Raw genomic sequence first — 20718 nt, forward strand, 5'->3', positions numbered from 1 at the left:
ATTTTTTAAGGGTAATATATTAAGATTGGTTTTCATTACATAGGATCTACATCATAGTAAACAATCAGCGATTTAAACCGTTCGTCTTCTATCATTTCACGTTGTACCCGCAAAAGTAATTCACGGGCACGACTCATCGGCGCATTTTGTTCTATTTTAACAACTATTTTTCGTATGAACAAAGTTTGAATACGGGCAACGGGCGGTTTATCCGGTCCCAGTATCCGGTTTCCGAACAATGCGCGCAGTTTCTCGGCCATGGTGTGTGCCATCACATCAAGCAACGTCTCGTTCCGGTTTTTCAGATAGACATACACCATCCGGTAATACGGAGGATAATGAAACATCTGCCGCTCAGCCAGTTGTCCCGCCACCATATCTTCATAATCGTTCGTCATCACCTGACGGATGATGGGATGGTCTATACTTTTGGTTTGCAACACTACCCTGCCCCGTTTATTTTTTCGTCCGGCACGTCCGGCAACCTGCGCCATCAACTGGAAGGCACGTTCGTACGAACGGAAATCGGGATAATTCAGCATCGTGTCCGCATTGAGTATCCCCACCACGCTGACGTGGTCAAAGTCGAGTCCTTTGGATACCATCTGGGTACCGATCAGTATATCGGTCTTTCCCTGTTCAAAGTCTGCAATAATTTTTTCGTATGCCGACCGCGTACGTGTAGTATCGAGATCCATACGTGCTACGGAAGCTTCCGGAAAAATCAACTTCACATCATCTTCTATCTTTTCCGTACCAAATCCTCTGTGCATCAACTCGACCCCTTCGCAAGCCGGACACGAACGGGGCAACTGGTAAGTATACCCGCAATAGTGGCAAGTCAGCTGATTGATACCTTTATGATAGGTCAGGCTGACATCACAGTTCTTGCACTTTGGCACCCATCCGCACGTGCGGCACTCTATCATCGGAGCAAATCCCCGGCGATTCTGAAACAGAATCACCTGCTGTTTATTATCGAGTGCCTCGCGGACATATTGCAGCAGCAACGGAGAGAACTGCCCCGTCATCCGCTTCTTGCGGTGCAACTCCTTTATATCTACCGGAATAATCTCCGGCAATTGAATTTCCTTATAGCGTTCTTTCAGTTCCACCCACCCGAATTTGCCGGTAGTGGCATTCTGCCAAGTCTCCACCGAAGGAGTGGCAGTACCCAGCAACGTCTTTGCCCCATACATCGAAGCCAGCACGATGGCAGCATTCCGGGCATGATAGCGCGGTGCGGGATCTTGTTGCTTATACGTATTTTCGTGTTCCTCGTCCACAATGACCAGTCCGAGATTCCGAAACGGGAGGAACACCGAAGAGCGTACCCCCAGAATAATATCGTAACCCTCCTCCGTCAACTGCTTTTGCCAGATCTCTACTCTCTCGGCGTCGGGGAACTTGGAGTGATAGATTCCCAACCGGGAGCCGAACACCCGTTTCAGCCGTTCGGTGATCTGGGTAGTCAATGCTATTTCGGGCAACAGATAAAGCACCTGCCTGCCTTGCCTCAACGTCTCTTCTATCAGGTGGATGTATACTTCGGTCTTTCCACTGGAAGTCACTCCGTGGAGCAGACAGACATTCTTCTCCTGAAAGCTCTGCATGATTTCATGATAAGCCCGTTGCTGGTGCTCGTTCAGCACGTTCAGTTCTACCGTCTTTCCGACCAAACGGTTCAACCGCCCGATTTCCTGATAATAGACCTCGAATATCTGTTTTTCTACCAATCCGTTGAAAATAGCGGGAGAAGCAGAGGCACGTTGCAGAAGTTCTTTCTTGGACACTTCTTTGGATGCACCGTCCCCCAACACGCCGGAAAGCTCCACATACTTCATCAACAACGCCAACTGTTTCGGAGCGCGCTCCAGCTCGTCAAAGATACGCCGGAGATTCTCTTCACCGGAAGCGTCTGCCACCAGCCGGACCCGGGCTTCCGTTTTGGGTTTATAGGTGCGGCGGAGCTCTTCTTTTACAAACAGAGCTTCCTTGTCGAGCAGCGACTTGATAACGGTGAGAATGTTTTTCAATCCGCTCTCTTTCTCAAGTTTGGTGACACATTGCTCGGGTTCTTTGGCAAGCAGGTCGAGCACCAGTTGCTCGCGTTCAGAAAGAGGAGCATCCGCCTCGAAGTCGGGATTATACTCCACAATCGTCTCGCTCTCCAACTTCAGGCCGGAAGGCAATGCGGCTTTGTAAACATCACCCTGCGTACAAAGATAATAATCGGCCAGCCATTCCCAGAACCGGAACTGACCGGGCAGCAGTATCGGAGAGGTGTCAAGTACAGTAGAGATCTCTTTGACTTCATATTCGGTCGGTGCATAGTGATGCACATTGCGAACAATGGCTGTATAGTACTTCTTCCGCCCGAAAGGTACAACTACCCGGCAACCTATTTGCACCTCTTCAGCCCCTTCGTCCGGAAGGGAATAGGTAAAGCAACGGGGCAGAGGCAAAGGTAATATGACATCTACATACTTTTTCATTGTGAGGACAAAGATACAAAAAATCCCCGACGCAAGCGCCGGGGATTCGTTTATCATAAAATGATTCTGTCTTCTTAGAAAATGTAAGCTGCGGAAATCTGCCACATTTTAGTCTTATAAGAGAAATCAGCCTCTTTCCATTCTGCCGTTTTATTCAACGGAATGTTATAATTGGCACCTACTTGTAAGTGTCTCAACAGCTTCACACCAGCACCTACATTGATTCCTACCTGAGCATTTTTTTTATTCAACCGTCCAAGCTCTCCATAGTTTTTATCACCGGAGAAGTTGAAATAGAAATCCGGACCGGCTGCTACATAGATACCCAATGCGCTACCCAAACCGATAGTATACTTTAAGTTGATTGGAATATCAAGCCCATTCTGTCTGATAGACTCATCACCGACTTTTACACCTCTCTGAGCAAATAAAAGGGCACCGTCAACACCCAGACCTACCAATGGAATAGTAACCTCAGCCATCGGACCGATAAAGAATCCGGTGAAGTTGTCTGTTTTTAAATCAGACTTATTAAAATCAGCTTTTGCCAGGTTTACACCACCTTTCACACCAAACTTGATAAGTTGTGCCTGAGCAGGCATAGCCATACCGATACATACAGCTATCATTAAAGCACTAATAATCTTTTTCATAACTAAGTTGTGTTTAAAATTCGGGACAAAGATATAGTTTTAAATTAAAAAAACATTAAATCTGTTTGCATATTTTCAGCAAAGCTTTCTATTCTATAACATTACGCTACCCTATTTTGTTTTTTGATAACGTTCATATAAAGGCACATGCAATCTATCGGAAAGCCCGTGTGAGCATCTTCCTAAGGCAGCATATACCAGTTATACAACTCGTCATACACCAGTTGCACAACTGGTATCGTCCGGGTTGCCCATCCGGTAGTTCCTTTCCTTAAAAGATACCCTTACCGTCTCAGGATGGAAACATTCAGATGCAGGCAAGAAGAAAAAAATACCTTTCCCGGAACAACGGACCGAAAATCCATGTACCTTTGTGGTACTTCAAGGAAAGATGCCAGAGTGATCGAATGGGCCGGACTCGAAATCCGGTGAACGGCTTGTCCGTTCCGTGGGTTTGAATCCCACTCTTTCCGCAATAATTTTGTTGTTTGTCCGTCTCCCCCACAAGTGGAGTCACCAAAAAAGAAGAGATGCACCGAGAAATAAGAATCTACGGCACATCTCTTTTTTTATGTCAAATGCAAGCGGAAGCTTTCTATGCCGGACGAGAGCATACGACGCGACTTTCTTCTTGCGTCCTCGGCGAGGAAGGCTTCCTTACTTTTTGAAGTGAATCAACATCAATACCGGGTTGTCATCGGCTTTCAGGCCGGCTGCTATCTCTTTCAATTCACCGCTCAGCTGACCGGCTTCGTAAGCATCCATCAGGTCTTCGGACTTCAGAACAGCCAAGCCGCAATCTTCGGGATAGCAAAAGAACATGATACCTTCCACACGTTTCGAAGCATCGTCTTTATTCTTCAACAAGTAACGGCAGACTTCCTGCGTGCGACAGTCGTACAGCCACTCTTCACTTTTCAGATCCAATGACTCGATACTGTTCATCGGCACTTCCATAGGTTGCTTAGTCAGAAAGAAATAAGCCCCCGCCGCTCCCCGTAAAAACAAACCATACTTGTTTCCCTCCTCCGAATGTGAAGGAGTACGGACGAGCAATGGCTCTAAGGTGCGGTCCGGATTCATTGCAAACAAGGTATCCGAGTCGGGATTGCCGATATAAAAGCGGGAGCCATTACGAATCAAAGAGGGTTCCAGAAGATAAGCGTATGAATGGTTTTCCGCATTGACAATAAGCTTGACGAGAATATTTCTTTTCTGCACATAGTCCAGTGAATCCAGATGCCCGTCCCGGGTGGAGACCAAAAGATAAGGATAGAAGTTGGCATCCTGATCGTCCGGCACCTTTGACTCCTGTTCCGCTATCAAATAGTCGGGAGAGAACAGGCACATGCGACTCATCCGTTTCCCTTCAGGGAAAGTAAAAGAGTGCTTGAACTTTCCGTCCAGAGAATAGACGTGAATCTGCTGACGGTTCATCTCCTTCAGGTAAAGTTCGCCGTTCGCCGGGTTTACATCTATCGAACCGATATCCTTGTATTCACCCGGGCCGTTACCGACCCTGTGGATGCGGTTGAGTACTTTCCCCTGCCGGCTGAAGAAGCAAACGTCGTTTCCCCGATGTCCTTTGGTTATCACATATTGATCGGTGACCACTTCTACCGAACCGTCGAACAGAAATTCGTCGTTAGTCTCCAAAGGAATATAGCTTATGTCAGCAATATCCTGCAACACGATCTCCTTTTCGGGATAATCTTCATTCATATCAATCACAGGCAGAGCCTGATTCACTGCTTCCTTGCCACCCTGACACGAAGCCAATGCAAGGGATACCCAAAAATAAAACGGGAGTCTTTTCATAGTACAAATTATTAACCGACGGGAAAGATACATATTATTACTGAAACCGATGTACTACTATACCCTAAAAATAAAAAAGAAGGAGATACCCGAACGGTCATCTCCTTCCTCCTACTTACTGAAAATTATACTTCATATTCCTGATATCAATGATTGGGCTTAATATCGAGTTTCACCGGATGAATCATATTTTCCGGTTTAAGGATCGTATCGAGGTCTTCTTTTGAAAGAATGTCATGTTCCAACACCAGTTCATAGACTCCCTTACCGGTCTCCTGTGCTTCTTTGGCAATCTTGGTAGAGTTTTTATATCCGATAACAGGATTCAGTGCAGTCACCACACCGATACTGTTGTGAACATCTTTCCGGCATTTTTCCTCATTGGCCGTGATGCCGTCTATACACAAGGTACGCAGCGTATCGAAACCATTCATCAGCAAATCGGCAGATTCGAAACAGCACTGGGCCATGACCGGTTCCATCGCATTCAGTTCCATCTGGGCCGCTTCACCACTCATAGCTACACAAAGGTCGTTACCTATTACTTTATAGTCAATCTGATTCATCACTTCGGGAATAACCGGATTGACCTTACCCGGCATAATGGACGAACCGGGCTGCATGGCCGGCAGATTGATTTCGCCCAACCCGCAACGCGGGCCGGATGCCAAAAGGCGCAAGTCATTGCATATCTTATTCATTTTTACAGCTATACGGCGCATAGCAGAAGAGTAACCTACCAGACAAGAAGTGTCGGAAGTAGCTCCTATCAGATCATCGGCCAAACGGATATCCAGTCCGGTAATCTTCCGGAGAGCCGCTATGCATTTGCTTGCATATTCCGGCTCGGCGGTGATTCCGGTTCCGATGGCAGTAGCTCCCATATTGACGGTCAGGAAGTCCTGAGCAGCAAAGTCCAGGTTCTTGACTTCATCCTGAAGGATACTGGCAAAACCATTGAACGTCTGTCCGAGCGTCATCGGCACCGCATCTTCCAGCTGGGTGCGCCCCATCTTGATCACATGTGCAAACTCTTCGCCCTTTCTTCTGAAAGCATCGATCACCTCCTTAAAATGTTTCACCAGTTTGAGGTGCGTATAATACATACCGATATGAATAGCGGTCGGATAAGCGTCATTGGTAGACTGCGAACGGTTAACATGATCATTGGGCGAACAATATTGATATTCCCCACGTTTATGTCCCATCAACTCGAGTGCGCGGTTGGCTATCACCTCGTTGGCATTCATGTTGGTGGTGGTTCCGGCTCCACCCTGGATCATGTCTACCGGGAACTGGTCATGATGCTTCCCTTCCAGAATTTCTTTACATGCACGAAGAATGGCATTTGCCTGCTCTTCGGTCAGCAGTCCAAGTTCAAAGTTAGCCATAGCGGCTCCCATCTTGGTAATGGCCAGTGCATTGATAAATAAGGGATACTCACAAAGATGATATTTGCTAATGCGGAAGTTCTCTATTCCCCGAAGGGTTTGTACGCCATATAAGGCGGTTTCGGGTACTTCACGTTCACCTATTAAATCACTCTCTGTACGAGTTGCTTTCGATAATTCTTCTTTCATAATATATCTTTATTAACAATTACATTCTTAACTGTGTTTACAATAACCAAACTTAAGCAATATTGTTTTGAAAGCATACATATTCGCAATTTAGTTAACATACTTTAAACAAGGAACAGTTTTTATACATGAAGACAAATAGATGTATCATATTGTAAACCTCCCCTCCCAATAGGGATTTTAACAAAATATCCTTCATAATGAAAAAATATACTAATAGGCAAAAACCTATTAACTTCTTTTTTGTTGATTAGCATATCATTTACCGATTCAGAGACAATTTATTCAATTATCTTTGCCAAAAATAAAAAAGAAAGATATGATTCTACAATTGGCTTTTGTACTGACAGCTATCATTATCGGTGCCCGTCTGGGAGGTATCGGACTCGGAGTAATGGGCGGCGTAGGTTTAGGAATACTTACTTTTGCCTTCGGATTGCAACCCACAGCTCCTCCAATCGACGTGATGTTGATGATTGCCGCAGTCATCTCGGCCGCCTCCTGCATGCAAGCAGCCGGCGGGCTGGATTATATGGTGAAGCTGGCAGAAAAGTTATTGCGTAAGAACCCGTCACATGTCACCATATTAAGTCCCATTGTGACCTACCTGTTTACTTTTGTTGCGGGAACAGGGCATGTCGCTTACTCCGTATTGCCTGTGATTGCAGAGGTAGCCACCGAAACAAAGATTCGTCCGGAACGTCCCCTCGGCATAGCCGTCATCGCTTCGCAACAAGCCATCACGGCAAGTCCCATCTCGGCAGCCACGGTCGCCTTACTCGGACTGTTGGCCGGTTTCGACATTACCCTGTTCGATATTCTCAAAATAACGATTCCCGCAACCATTATCGGCGTACTGGTAGGTGCACTTTTTTCTATGAAAGTAGGTAAAGAGCTGGTAGACGACCCGGAATACCAGAAACGATTGGCTGAAGGATACTTCAACTCAAAGAAAATAGAGATTAAAGATGTACACAATAGGCGCAATGCAATGATATCGGTGTTGATTTTCATCTTAGCTACCGCCTTTATTGTATTTTTCGGCTCTTTCGACGGCATGCGCCCCACATTTCTGATCGATGGCGAAACAGTCACCCTGGGCATGTCTGCCATTATCGAAATCGTCATGCTTTCGGCAGCTGCGCTTATCCTGCTGATCACGAAGACAGATGGTATCAAAGCGACGCAAGGTTCTGTTTTTCCGGCAGGGATGCAGGCGGTAATCGCTATTTTTGGTATAGCCTGGATGGGCGATACGTTTCTGCAAGGCAACATGGGGCAACTGACCGAATCGATCGAAGGACTTGTCCGCCAGATGCCGTGGTTGTTCGGCATTGCCCTGTTCATAATGTCCATCCTGCTCTACAGCCAGGCTGCTACGGTACGTGCACTGATGCCGTTGGGTATTGCTCTCGGCATTTCACCGTATATGCTGATCGCCATGTTCCCGGCTGTAAACGGATATTTCTTCATTCCGAACTATCCGACAGTAGTGGCCGCCATCAATTTCGACCGGACCGGTACAACGAAAATCGGTAAATACGTATTGAATCATTCGTTTATGATGCCCGGACTGGTATCGACCGTTGTAGCCATCGCGCTCGGATTGCTCTTTATCCAGATATTCTAAAAGAACGGAACTATCTATTTTTTTAACCTAAATAACAGTTGAGTCATGAAAGAATTAAAAAGACTAAGCTTTGTAGTGGTCACACTACTACTTTCCACGATGATGGCTTTCGCGCAAAAGCCTAATATTCACATCCTTGCTACGGGTGGCACAATTGCCGGTACAGGCGGTTCTGCCACTTCCACCAACTATACGGCCGGCCAGGTAGCAATCAGTACGCTGCTCGATGCAGTACCCGAACTCAAGGATATTGCCAACGTGACCGGTGAGCAAATTGTACGTATCGCATCGCAGGACATGAGCGATGAAGTGTGGCTGATACTCGCCAAGAAGATCAACCAACTCCTGAAACGCCCGGACATCGACGGTATCGTTATCACTCACGGAACAGATACGATGGAAGAGACTGCCTATTTCCTGAACCTGACCGTAAAAAGTAACAAACCCGTGGTACTTGTAGGAGCCATGCGCCCTTCTACCGCGCTGAGTGCCGATGGCCCGCTGAACCTCTACAATGCCGTAGTCACTGCCGGAGCCAAAGAATCTATCGGCAAAGGTGTGCTGATAGCCATGAACGGACTGATTCTCGGAGCTGAAAGCGCAATAAAGATGAATACGATCGACGTACAAACTTTCCAGGCACCCAACTCCGGTGCATTGGGCTATATCTTTAACGGAAAAGTATTCTATAACCAGGCTCCGCTCAAGAAACATACGACCCAATCTGTTTTCGACGTAACCAACCTGAACTCTCTTCCCAAAGTAGGCATTGTCTACAGCTACTCGAACATCGACCCCGATATGGTGACCCCACTGTTACATCATGACTACAAAGGTATCATCCATGCGGGAGTAGGAAACGGCAACTTCCACAAAAACATTTTACCGGTACTGCTGGAAGCACGCAAGAAAGGAATCCTCGTGGTTCGCTCCTCCCGCGTACCTACCGGTCCTACCACAATGGATGCCGAAGTAGACGATACTCAATATCAGTTTATTGCTTCTCAGGAACTGAATCCGCAGAAGTCACGTGTATTGCTGATTCTCGGACTGACCAAAACCAATGACTGGAAACAGATTCAGCAATATTTTAATGAGTATTAACCGGACATCGGACCGATAAAACCTGAACACTTATGAAAAAATTAATGGCCATGTTGCTCCTTGCGGGCAGCATACAAGGAGTCTATGCCCAAAAGACGGAAAAGAAAGAGATGTTTCTTGAAAATAAATCGTTGTATGAAGAGCTGACCAACGTGCAGAAGAAGACGGATAAGTTCAATCTGTATCTCAATATGCAAGGTAGTTTCGACGCCAACTTCCGCGACGGTTTCGACGAAGGAGTATTCAAGATGCGCCAACTTCGTATCGAAGCCAAGGGCAACCTCAACAGCTGGCTCTCCTATCGTTATCGCCAGCGTCTGAACCGTTCGAACGAGGGAGGAGGAATGATCGACAACATACCGACTTCGATTGACTATGCCGGTATCGGTGTAAAGCTGAACGACCAGTTCTCTTTCTTTGCCGGTAAACAATGCACCGCTTACGGCGGTTTCGAGTTCGACCTGAATCCGATTGACATCTACCAATACAGCGACATGATCGAGAATATGAGCAATTTTATGACCGGATTGAACATCGGTTATAACATTACACCTACCCAGCAGCTCAACTTGCAGATCCTGAACAGTCGCAACAGTTCGTTCGACAAGACGTATGGAATCACCGAAGACTCGGAAGGCAAACTTCCGGACCTCAAGTCGGGCAAGATGCCTTTGGTCTATACCCTGAACTGGAATGGTAACTTTAATGAGGTGTTCAAGACCCGCTGGTCGGCTTCCGTCATGAGTGAAGCCAAAGGCAAGAACCTCTATTATTATGCAGTGGGCAACGAACTGAATCTGGATAAGTTCAATATGTTCGTCGATTTCATGTATTCGCAGGAAGGCATCGACCGTAACGGTACCATCACCGGGATTGTGGGCAATGCCGGCGGACACAATGCTTTCAACGCCGGCTACTTGTCGGTAGTGACCAAGCTCAATTACCGTTTCCTCCCCAAGTGGAATGCTTTCGTGAAAGGCATGTACGAAACGGCCTCCGTCACCAAAGCAGCCGACGGCATTGAAAAAGGTAACTACCGTACTTCCTGGGGCTACCTGGCGGGGGTAGAGTTTTATCCAATGAAGACTAATTTGCACTTCTTCCTGACCTACGTAGGGCGTTCATACGACTTCACACATCGTGCCAAAGTACTGGGACAGGAGAATTACAGTACTAACCGATTGTCTTTAGGCTTCATCTACCAACTGCCGATGTTCTGACCTGAAATAAAATAGTCCCGATAAACCGGATGGTTTATCGGGACTATTTTATTATTTTCAATCAATTCGTTCGTATCAATACTCCTCCTCGTTAAAGAAATCAATTAGCATTGATTTTCAATTTATTGTATAAATTACATCGTCGTTTAGCCAAATAAACTGCGCCATTAGAGACGGTCTGAGGCGATAGAAAGAATGGGCGGACAAACAAATTATTAGTTGGTATAACACTACAGCATTTAGAGTCCTATTCCATGATAAGCATTAAATAGGAATATAATTGACGTTTTTATCATATTTTAGCGAGCCAAGGCTATATATCGCCTGTTCTATCAAGTATATTCTCTGAATTATTAGTATCTTTGCCTCTATATTTGAAAAAATTCATTGGATATAGAGCATAAATTACTGAATCGAATCAAAGTCGTCCTCGCGGAGAAAGATAAGAGCAATAAATGGCTCTCCGAACAATTGGATAAAGATCCTGCCATACTACTATGATTTTTGCAAATTATTTATGATAAAATAGGTTTATATCTCTCATTTCTTTTGATGACCGCAAACATCCTCGCCACGATTTTTGCTCGTAGGGCATTGATTACGGACATCTTGTTTTTGCCTTCGGCAACTTTTCTTTCGTAATACTTCTTCAACTCACCTCCAATCCGGTGCGTTACAGCCACGGCAGCCAAATGCAGCAATCTTTTCATCACCTTGTCTGCCCGGTGTGATACCCTTGCTTTCGAGTGTTGGGAACTTCCGGAAGAATAAGAGAAAGGTGCTACTCCGGCATAACAGTTGAACTTCCTCGGATCATCAAAACGTGTAAAGGCTTCCGTTGCGATTATCATGTTGGTTGCCACCACACGCCCCACGCCATCTATGGACATCAACAGTTCCCTCTGCCTGAATAGTACCGGACAAGAAGCTATCACTTCATCCATTTCGTCAGTAATGGACTGTATGGCTTCCTCCAAGTCGTCCATCAATGCCTGCAAACGCTTCATCTTGCGTTCATACAGGGATTTGGGCATATACTCCTTTTGGTCTTTCATCTGTCCTTTATATTTGGCAAAATCCGTCACATACAAGGTGCGTTCGGATTCAAGCTGTTTCAATCTTTCAATATCCTCCGTGGGACGTTCGTAATAGCGCACTTTGTCTTGAAAACGGCTGGCATAAATGGCGATACGCTTGGCATCCACCTTGTCACTCTTTCCCCGTTGTACACCGGAAGAGTATTTGATTTCCGCTGCATTTTCAAGCCATAGCCTACATTCTACTGCTTTGCAGGCACAAGCCAAAGGGAACGTGTACTGCCCCGTATGCTCCGCACAGACAAGCATTTGACCGCTTGCTATCCCATAATCCTCTTCCAAATGATGCAGCAACGACATGATCGCGCCTTGATGGTTGCTTGTTTCTTCTTCATGTACAACCTTTCCCTCAAACATTACGCAGAAGTTCAGCTTCTTTTTCAACACGTCCACACCGATAAAATAAAAATTTTCCATTCTTTTGTCTTTTACTGATTTAAGAAAGAAAGGGCTTGAACTTAACCCAATTACCTTAACAATGGATGCTAACCTACTATCTGGGTCTGGATTCAAACAAGCAGGAAGTCCGCTTATGGCAATGAAGCTCGCAAACTTCTTAATTCTAACTGGTTCACTTTCTGCATTCTTTCTTTGTATCACAAATTTATCCTTTCTATTTTATCTGTAATCTTCAGATGCAAATCTAAGGTAATATTCAAATGGGTTACAAACACAACTCAGCCTAATGTGGAGACGCTAATTCAAATATCCAAAGTATTGGGTGTCACTGTGGATGAATTATTGAGGACGGAATAATAAGTTGATGGAAACAGAGAAATTATATAAGTATCTTGATTTCAATGATGGAGTGATGATGTTGCATTATAGTAATCTTCAATTTACCAATGCTACGCAGTTGAACGACCCGTTTGACTGCCACCCATCGTTAATTGATTTCTCCAATGTTCCGAAAGAAGCATGTGGAGGATGGACTCCGGAAATAATTGAAGAATTAAGAAGAGATCCATTTCGTAGAACCAGAGAAGAGGTGTGGATATGTAGCCTTTCCAAGATACATGATTCAATCTTGATGTGGAGCTATTACGTAAGCATAAAGGTGTCTGCATCGGTTTGGACATGGAGAAAGTTCGAAAATACCTTTTTTGCATGTATGGCGGAATTATGATTGGTTGTTCCGAAGTGGAAGTCCAATATAAAGATATTGTAGAGAAGCCTGATTATTTCAGGGATGCAAAAGATTTCTTCCATTATCAATTATCCACAAAGGCAAAGGCTTGGGAGCATGAACAAGAGGTCAGGCTATTTATTTTAGACCCTAGTCCTACATATATGGCATTATTACCTGGTCAGAATGATGATAAAGGTCCGATTGCTTGGAAGGAAGTACGAGCTTTTCCTAAAATCGGAGGAGAGTGTTTCGAGTCCGTTTATTTGGGAATCAATATGAATGCAGATGAGAGATCAAAAATAATAAGTGTTGTCCAGAAACTGAATTCAGACATTAAGATTTACCAAATGGGGATTGATGCAAATGCTTTTAAATTAAATACAGAACTGATAAAATAATAGAATGGCTAAGAAACAGAATAAACCGGTAAAGGAAGAGACCCTTGAAACGATACTTTTCAACTGTCGTAACAGTCTGCGTGGGCGTGCAGCCATGACAGATAAACGCGACTTGCTGTTGACTCTTGTATTCCTGAAATTCATAGGAGAACGGTTCAAACAGCAAAAGGAGAAGATCAGGTATGAAATAGTGGAAGTGCAGGGCATTGATGATAAGGATTTCATTGAGTTGCAACTTTCGCGCCCCAACCAATATATGTAGGACGGAGTGTTTTTCCTAACGGATGAAACATTTTGGGACAAGTTGATTCTTACCTTGCCTACTGGTATGGCCATAAAATCGTTGGACGACAACGAGCCTAAGCTGAAAAATGCCCTTCCGCAGCAGATTTTCACAAAAACAGCTCTTGAACCGGGCGTTTTGAAAAGCGTTGTGGATGAAATAAACAAGATAGATCCTCAGAAATTTAATGACCATGACCTCATAGGACGTGTATATGAGTCTTTTTTACAGGCTTTCTCAATCAACGCAGACAAAGAGGAAGGGGAATTTTACACTCCGCATTCTATCGTAGAGCTTATCGCGTCCCTTATAGAACCTTTTGATGGGACGGTCTATGACCCTTGCTGTGGTTCCGGCGGTATGTTCGTTCAAGCTGCAATATTCATAGAGGCTCACGGCGGAAATACTAAAGCTGTCAATGTGTATGGGCAGGAATCCGAACCGGCCACCTATCGCCTTGCAAAGATGAATTTAGCTATCCGAGGCATCTCTTACCATTTGGGGGATAGAGCCGTGTCCACTTTCTCTGATGACCAGCATAAGGAACTCAAGTTTGATAACACCATGGCTAACCCATTAAAGAAATATGCCGAATATGGAGGTTTTGAGACTGATCCTCGATGGCAAGGCTATGGAGTCCCTCCGACAAGTAATGCCAACTATGCGTGGATTCTTCATATCCTAAATAAACTGAATGTCAGTTGCGGAATTGCAGGATTCCTGCTTGCCAATGGTGCTTTGGGTGATAGTGATACGCAGGGAATACGCAAACAGCTAATCGAAAGCGACAAAGTAGAAGCGATTATCGTTTCGCCGCGAAATATGTTCTATTCTACCGATATATCATCTGTCACCCTTTGAATTTTGAACAATAACAAGAAAGGCGGTCCATGGCATGGCAGACAACTTCGCAATCGTACGGGTGAGATTCTGTTCATCGATTTGCGAATCTGGAACACAAGAACATTACCACCACGCAGATTTACTCCAAGATGGCAGCGCAGCAGATGTGTGAGGTCGTGGACAAGATAACCTTGAAACGCAGAGAGGCATAAGGCGATTTGAATATTCAGAGAGAGGTTATTGCTTGGAGCTTTAACCACTCCTTTTATTTTGGGTGGTAACCAATAAGTCCTTAAAGTATGATAATTGAGTATGATTTCGGATATTTGGTGAAAAACATTGAAAAAGAAACCGCTAACAAGGATAATGAGTAACAATTGAAAGAAGACTATTAAATTTGCGAAAACAGTAACAAGTAACAACCAGATAAGACAATATGGAACCGTCCGTAAAGGACAAATATATCATTTTAGGATTCATCGGCTTTGCCATTCTCTTGATCCCATTTATCGCAACGCTGATTGTTGCCAACAAATTCAATCAGGATACTTTTGTAAGGCTGATTGTCTTTGTATGCAGCAACCTTTTAGGCTGGCTGCTCTACTTCTCCTTCTAGACAGTCATCTTCGACGCATACGAAATCTACAAAATCAAGTTCGGCAAGAAAAAGACGCCTGCCACCGAGATCATAACAGTTCAGGAAGAGCCGTCCCAAGAAGCGCATGAGCCTATAACACCGTCATCAATGCCGACAGGTGGAGAAGCGACCCCGAAAATAAAACCGGTAGAGATTGCCATTGCCTCGGAGCTTCACGAGAAGAACCGTGCCAGCTATGAGGACAAGCAGAAGCAGGAAGAGGAGGAGCGTATCCGCATGGTCATGGAATACATCCATTTCGTCATGCCCCGCATTGCAGACCAAGGGACCGTGAACCATATCTGTGGCGAGGTCAACAACTGGATACGCCTTCACAGTTACAAGCCCAAGCCGATAAAGGGACGGCTAACCAAGGATGTTTCAAACATTCCGCTCCTCCATTTCGTGTGGAATATCTCCGAGCGTTTCATGTACAAGAAATACTACACGGGGGACACCGTGCCCGTTTCATCAGCACCCTTTTCCCACGGGAGTTCGCCGATACGGACTTGGCGACCATCAAAAACTTCAAGGTAGAGCCGTTAAAGACACAAATTCCCATAGACGAGCCGGAAAACGGCAAGCCGGATTTCCAGTATCCTGCGGATTATGTACGGGAAGAGTATAGCCAGCCTTTCCACAACCAATAACCGCAAGTATTCAACAACAGATAACTGTCTATATCACACCGTTTCCCGAACAGCTTTGTCCGTCAGTCACGGTTGGGCATCGTTATTCGGGAATTATTTTGCAATGACCTTTCGTGGAGGTGTTCACGGCTGTATCATTCCAGTCCTTTGCGCCAAGCCTTACAAAAGAGGCGAGTACGCAAATGGAAAAAACAGTGATTACATTCAACGACCTCCCGGAGGTTGTCACCCAGCTTCGGGACGAGGTGATGGGCTTGAAAAGCCTGCTTAGAGAGCAGCGCAGTGTGAACAATGCAAAAGCGGTGGACACCCATGTTCCCATGTCGGTGAAAGAGGCGGCGGAGTATCTGGGCATTCCCAAAGGCACGCTCTACATGAAGCTGTCAGAGGGAAGCATTCCTGCCACCAAGCCCGGCAAACGCTATTGCCTTTACCGGGACGAGCTGGACAGATGCTGGAATCCTCCCGGAAGAATCCCGTACCCTTGTCCAATGAGGAACTCAGCGAATCCATATCCTCTTCCCACCGCCACAAGCCTAATCCCCGTAACTGGTAAGAACCCATGGAAGAGGATAAGGATTATATCAATCTGATACATGGCGACCTGACGAGGGCAACCCAAATACAGAACGGTATGCCGGACAGCATCGGCGTGATGAGTATCAAGACCGCCAACTGGACGATACTCGAAGCGTCGCTGCTACCCACGCCCCGTGCGTTGTGGAACAGTTTTGGGTATGAGGGGGAGCTGTCCTGCGTCTTTGCGGATTCCAATGTGGGCAAGTCTATCCTTGCCGTGCAGATAGCCGACCGTATCGCTCGGACTGACAATGTGCTGTATCTGGACCTCGAACTATCCGAAAAGCAGTTCCAGCTCCGCTACACGGGCGAGCACGGAAAGCTCTATACCTTTCCCGACAGGCTGTACAGGGTATCGCTTGACTCTAATTCGTTGCTGGAAGACAATTTCGAGGAAGCCATCATCGGCGGCATGGAGCAAATGGCACTGCAAACCGGCTGTAAAATCTTCATTGTGGACAATCTTACCTACCTGTGCTGCGCCATGGAGAAAGGCGATGCGGCGGGACGGCTGATGATACAACTCAACAACCTCAAAAAGAGATACGGGCTGTCCATCCTTGTTCTGGCGCATACCCATGTATCATTTATTACATTTTTCATTTCTAAATTGTTTTGGAGTCATTCCTGTCATGCTTTTAAACGTAGAACTGAAATATCGGGGATAAGTAAAACCCACTTCGCAACTTATTTCATTTATATTTAAATTTGTGTTAACAAGTAGTGACATCGCTTGCTCTATGCGTAATCTGTTTATATAGTCATTTACTCCCATACCTGTTATAATTTTTATTTTGCTGTATAATGAAGATCGGCTGACTATCATTGCATCCGCCAATTGCTGGACGGAGAACTCTTCGTCAGATAGATTTTCATGTATGACAGCATTTATCTTTTTCATGAAATCCTCATCGGCCTTACTGTTTGTCAAATCTAATAAGGAGAGTGAACCAGTAACCGTTACATATTGACTGTGTATTTTTTCTCTGTTTTTTAAAATATTGCCGACGACGACCTTTAAAAAGGCCAAATCAAAAGGTTTAGGGATATAAGAATCGGCTCCGGATTTATATCCGGTTGTTATTCCTGTTTGGTCATAACGTGCTGTCAGCAATATTACTGGTATATGGCTTATCCGGATGTCGTTTTTTATTTGACGGCATAATTCAAAACCATCCATTTGGGGCATCATTACATCGCTCACAATGATAGACGGTTGTTTCTTTCTGCATGTTTCCAGTGCCGAGATTGCATTGTCTGCTGCATAAACTTTTTTAAAAGTTTCTGTAAAGGACTCTATTAGGTATTCTCTTAACTCCTTTTCATCCTCTACGATAAGTATGGTCTTCCCCGTACAATCGAAATGTAAATCTTGAGTTGTGTTCACAATGGGGGCTTCTTTTTGTAGTAACTTTGTGGCTTCTGCCTTTTCATTGATATCAAGAAGCGGCAACTCTAAATAAAATGTCGCCCCTTTGTCGGTATTATTATAGGTCCCAATATCCCCTCCATGCATTTCCATGATTGTTTTGGCATAATATAATCCGAACCCGCTTCCTTTTTCCTTATGATTACCTTTATAAAACCGTGTGAAAAGGTTTGTTATATCCGAATCTTGTATACCGATTCCTTCATCTACAACTGATATTCTGACTTTGTTTTCAAGCTTCCGTGTGTTTATTGTTATACAACTTTCGGGCATGCTGAATTTCAGTGCATTCATCAGCAGGTTTGACAGTACGGTATGACATTTTTGCTTATCAAACCATACCTCTTCTATATCGGTGGTCATTTGTAATTTTATGCATATCCCTTTCTGCCTAGCTTCTTCTGTAAAATCTTTTACAATATTAGTTATCCATTCGTCTAATTTGCATTTTTGTATTTTCAATTTACTATAGCCTGCTTCCATACTGTTCCAGTCTAGTACCATGTCCACTATTTCCCTCATATATTGTGCCTGATTGAATATTAATTGCAATTGTGGCATCAGATATGAAGGTAACCCTTGTGTCTCGTTTTTATCTATCAAACATTTTAGTGGAGCATAAATCAATGTCAAAGGGGTCCGTAATTCATGATTTATGTGAATGAGAAAATCTATCTTCTTTTCATTAAAATATTGTCTATATTCTTTTAGTCTCTTTTGTATTTTGACTTCTTTTCTTATATTAAAAATAGACATTCCTACAATGATTCCTCCTGTAAGAAAAATGCAACATAGGATTATAAACCAGTCCGTTTTATACCATGGTGGGGTGACATGAATGTCAGTTAGGTGGATGGGCATGGTATAATTCCCGTCTTTTGTCATGCATGATACTTCAATGTGGTATTTGCCTGGGGAGAGATTGGAAAGTTCCAGCATCGGATGATATGAGTCAATGCTTTTATCAACGTCTCCTTTTATAATATATCGAAATGGAACCCGCTGGAAAATATCTTTGTTTTTGATATGTACCTGTAGTATGAGTGTATTATATTTCCATGGAATCTTTATGTTGCGTATATTTATATCTGATGTTTGTAGTTGTCCGTTAAGCTCTACTCCACAAAGATCTATCTCAGGATATGGCTCATTAGGCTCTGGAATATCCGTGTTAATTTGCACCAGCCCTTCTATACCACCGAAATAAAGATATCGGTGTTTTTTCATAGTCCGTTGTTGATAAGTGAATATTATTTCATTGGGATGAAATCCGTCGCTTCTGTTCCATTGGATAAACTTGTCGTCTTTTATACAATACGAGTACAGCTGGTTTTGCGCGCAAATCCATACCCTTTCAGAGGAAGGGTCATAGCGGAGTGCACTAATGTCACTGAACAATTGTGAGTCTATTTTTGAGTATCTTTTTTCTTTTAGATTGTAATATCCTATCCCGGCTGTTGTTCCCACCCATATCCTATCTTGTCCGTCACAATCGATTGCAGTGATGGTCTCTTTTTCGTCTATTTGAAAAAGAGGTTGGATGCTATCATTTTTATTAATGATTTGGAATACTTTATTGCCACTCATCGTTAGAGACATCTTTTCATCAGAATACCCCATTACTGAAGTTGGTAATTGGTAATTCTTGTCTGTTTTGATCGGAGAGAATTTTCTATTATTTATATCATATATCCATATATCTTTGCTTAGTATATATATTTTGTTCTTTGTCACCCGATGGGCGCGTGGAATATATCCGTAAAAGCATTGCCTGAAATTGATACTATCATTTATTATTAAAAATGGTCGGTAAGCTCCCGTGTGTGTGTCGAATAAAAAGAGTCCTTTGGTATAAACAGATACTATCAGCTCTTTTTCTGATATAGGAGCTATGGAAACCACTTTATCTCCATAGGTGGAGTAAAAATGCTTGAAATCTCCCGTTTGAGGCTCATACAGGTTTATTCCGCCACCGTCTGTACCGATCCATAGCCTTCCATTAGGCTCTTCGAATAAACTTGTTACCGATTTCTCGCTCAGTCCGTTAATATATCCTAATGGGCAGTCTTTATATGTGCGTATGTAGCTTTCTTTAATATTGAAAACCCCTCCTCTGACACTTCCGGCCCATAGGCCTTCATTTTCATCCTTATATAATATAGTAACAGAATTTACGGGTAACGAATTTTTATCTCCAGCAATATGGTAGAGATTGGAGAAATTCTCATTAGACAGTTCCAGACGGTTGATTCCTCCTCCGTCAGTCGCCAGCCATAGAAACCCTTCCTTCTCTACGATATCCAATACATAATTGTTTGTTAGGTCGGAGTTTTCTTTTGTATACCGTTTTATAAACTTACCTGTTTTTTCATAACAAAACAAACCTTGTCCCCAAAAGGATAAATATATATATCCGTTTGACGATAGATACGCCCCTTGCAGAATATTGTTTGAACCAGAGAAAAGCCTTTTCAGTCGCATGGTCTGATAGTCCAATACGTATACCCCATCTCTTCTGGTGGCGACTAGTGCCTCTCTTTCAGAAAATGCTATAATTTTTTGTACCCTGTACTTTGTAACATCACTACCTTTATCCTCTTGCTTTTTAATATTAATGGATTTAAAAGAGCGTTTTTTATAGTCATATTTGTATATTCGGTTTTCGCTTCCGAAAAGTATTCCATCGGTTATGCATAAAGAGGAGTATATTATATCTCGATTAACAAGAGTAAAATTCCCATGTTTCTCATCATATGTTACCATCCCCTCCCGGGTGGATATCCATATATTGTTTAGAGAATCTTGAGTTAGATGTAGAATCTCATTGTCGGGTAAAGAATATCTGTCTTCCGGGTTACTCTTGAATATTTTTAAATCTTGTCCCGTATAAGAATTTAGTCCATTCCTCGTTCCTATCCATAACTTTCCCTTTTTATCCAAGAGAATGGATTGGACAGTTGATTGTGAAAGCCCTTCCTCAATGGAAATGGACGTAAACTGATAGTTTACGCCGCGGCCCAGGGCAGAGGATGCACAAAGTAATATTACTATAATAAGTAGGGCTGTGTTTCTATGCATTTTTATCTTTATAGTGTTATTTCAAGTTTGTATTTTATTAATAAACGATATTGTTACATAAAATGTTTGTTAAATCCATGTTTTTAAGACAAAAA

The 20718-nt window shown here is 43.8% G+C and carries 15 protein-coding genes, 1 tRNA gene and 5 pseudogenes; 15 read left to right on the top strand and 6 right to left on the bottom strand.

Annotation, left to right across the window (positions count from 1 at the left end; all coding sequences use genetic code 11):
* Positions 1-35: 35 nt before the first annotated feature.
* Positions 36-2495: a replication restart helicase PriA gene (gene priA / locus BF9343_RS19585; RefSeq protein ID WP_008770202.1), complete on the bottom strand. Its 2460-nt coding sequence runs from the start codon at positions 2493-2495 to the stop codon at positions 36-38.
* 74 nt (positions 2496-2569) lie between these two features.
* Entirely contained in the window at positions 2570-3148 is a 579-nt protein-coding gene (locus BF9343_RS19590) for a porin family protein (RefSeq protein ID WP_005791491.1), read from the bottom strand.
* A gap of 385 nt (positions 3149-3533) precedes the next feature.
* On the opposite strand from BF9343_RS19590, the gene BF9343_RS23820 reads away from it, so the two are divergent.
* Positions 3534-3621, top strand: a tRNA-Ser gene (locus BF9343_RS23820).
* Between the two features lie 184 nt (positions 3622-3805).
* On the opposite strand, the gene BF9343_RS19595 is transcribed toward BF9343_RS23820, so the two are convergent.
* Complete coding sequence (locus BF9343_RS19595; RefSeq protein WP_005797612.1) at positions 3806-4966, bottom strand: 6-bladed beta-propeller; 1161 nt, start codon at positions 4964-4966, stop codon at positions 3806-3808.
* 146 nt (positions 4967-5112) lie between these two features.
* A complete protein-coding gene (aspA, locus tag BF9343_RS19600) occupies positions 5113-6546 on the bottom strand; it encodes an aspartate ammonia-lyase (protein WP_005791488.1) in 1434 nt (477 codons plus the stop codon).
* Between the two features lie 319 nt (positions 6547-6865).
* On the opposite strand from aspA, the gene BF9343_RS19605 reads away from it, so the two are divergent.
* From BF9343_RS19605 to BF9343_RS24050, 4 genes and pseudogenes are all read left to right on the top strand, one after another.
* Positions 6866-8176 (top strand): anaerobic C4-dicarboxylate transporter family protein, encoded by a 1311-nt coding sequence (locus BF9343_RS19605; protein ID WP_005791486.1) that lies wholly within the window; start codon positions 6866-6868, stop codon positions 8174-8176.
* 45 nt (positions 8177-8221) lie between these two features.
* Complete coding sequence (gene ansB, locus BF9343_RS19610; RefSeq protein WP_005791484.1) at positions 8222-9280, top strand: L-asparaginase 2; 1059 nt, start codon at positions 8222-8224, stop codon at positions 9278-9280.
* A 32-nt stretch (positions 9281-9312) separates the two neighbouring features.
* The gene (locus tag BF9343_RS19615; RefSeq protein WP_005814336.1) at positions 9313-10500 is read left to right on the top strand and encodes a porin; all 1188 of its coding nucleotides are present in this window, start codon (positions 9313-9315) and stop codon (positions 10498-10500) included.
* Positions 10501-10893: 393 nt separating this feature from the next.
* Positions 10894-10995: pseudogene (locus BF9343_RS24050) on the top strand (XRE family transcriptional regulator); the annotation flags it as partial.
* Positions 10996-11015: 20 nt separating this feature from the next.
* Here the strand turns inward: BF9343_RS24050 and BF9343_RS19625 are convergent.
* The gene (locus tag BF9343_RS19625) at positions 11016-12014 is read right to left on the bottom strand and encodes an IS110 family RNA-guided transposase (RefSeq protein ID WP_005822162.1); all 999 of its coding nucleotides are present in this window, start codon (positions 12012-12014) and stop codon (positions 11016-11018) included.
* A 270-nt stretch (positions 12015-12284) separates the two neighbouring features.
* Here BF9343_RS19625 and BF9343_RS24275 point away from each other — a divergent pair, with 270 nt between their 5' ends.
* The 10 genes and pseudogenes from BF9343_RS24275 to BF9343_RS23310 form a co-directional block, all read left to right on the top strand.
* On the top strand, positions 12285-12353 hold the full coding sequence (locus BF9343_RS24275) for a hypothetical protein (RefSeq protein WP_394363654.1): 69 nt from the start codon (positions 12285-12287) through the stop codon (positions 12351-12353).
* A gap of 7 nt (positions 12354-12360) precedes the next feature.
* Positions 12361-12723 (top strand): hypothetical protein, encoded by a 363-nt coding sequence (locus BF9343_RS24055; RefSeq protein WP_005811421.1) that lies wholly within the window; start codon positions 12361-12363, stop codon positions 12721-12723.
* Positions 12705-13124 (top strand): hypothetical protein, encoded by a 420-nt coding sequence (locus BF9343_RS24060; RefSeq protein WP_005811422.1) that lies wholly within the window; start codon positions 12705-12707, stop codon positions 13122-13124. The genes BF9343_RS24055 and BF9343_RS24060 overlap by 19 nt, the downstream gene beginning before the upstream one ends.
* Positions 13125-13128: 4 nt before the next feature.
* Complete coding sequence (locus BF9343_RS19640) at positions 13129-13386, top strand: restriction endonuclease subunit M (protein WP_005811423.1); 258 nt, start codon at positions 13129-13131, stop codon at positions 13384-13386.
* A gap of 6 nt (positions 13387-13392) precedes the next feature.
* On the top strand, positions 13393-14268 hold the full coding sequence (locus tag BF9343_RS19645; RefSeq protein ID WP_224223199.1) for an HsdM family class I SAM-dependent methyltransferase: 876 nt from the start codon (positions 13393-13395) through the stop codon (positions 14266-14268).
* Positions 14269-14351: 83 nt separating this feature from the next.
* A pseudogene (locus BF9343_RS23305) lies at positions 14352-14462 on the top strand (site-specific integrase); the annotation flags it as partial.
* Positions 14463-14686: 224 nt separating this feature from the next.
* The gene (locus tag BF9343_RS19650; RefSeq protein WP_005811434.1) at positions 14687-14866 is read left to right on the top strand and encodes a membrane protein; all 180 of its coding nucleotides are present in this window, start codon (positions 14687-14689) and stop codon (positions 14864-14866) included.
* Between the two features lie 6 nt (positions 14867-14872).
* A pseudogene (locus tag BF9343_RS24065) lies at positions 14873-15537 on the top strand (transposase).
* Between the two features lie 182 nt (positions 15538-15719).
* Positions 15720-16093, top strand: a pseudogene (locus tag BF9343_RS19660) (helix-turn-helix domain-containing protein).
* A gap of 6 nt (positions 16094-16099) precedes the next feature.
* A pseudogene (locus tag BF9343_RS23310) lies at positions 16100-16693 on the top strand (AAA family ATPase); the annotation flags it as partial.
* A 6-nt stretch (positions 16694-16699) separates the two neighbouring features.
* Here the strand turns inward: BF9343_RS23310 and BF9343_RS19670 are convergent.
* Entirely contained in the window at positions 16700-20623 is a 3924-nt protein-coding gene (locus BF9343_RS19670; protein ID WP_010993676.1) for a two-component regulator propeller domain-containing protein, read from the bottom strand.
* Positions 20624-20718: the final 95 nt, after the last annotated feature.

Source organism: Bacteroides fragilis NCTC 9343, from assembly GCF_000025985.1.
GTDB classification, from domain to species: Bacteria; Bacteroidota; Bacteroidia; order Bacteroidales; family Bacteroidaceae; genus Bacteroides; species Bacteroides fragilis.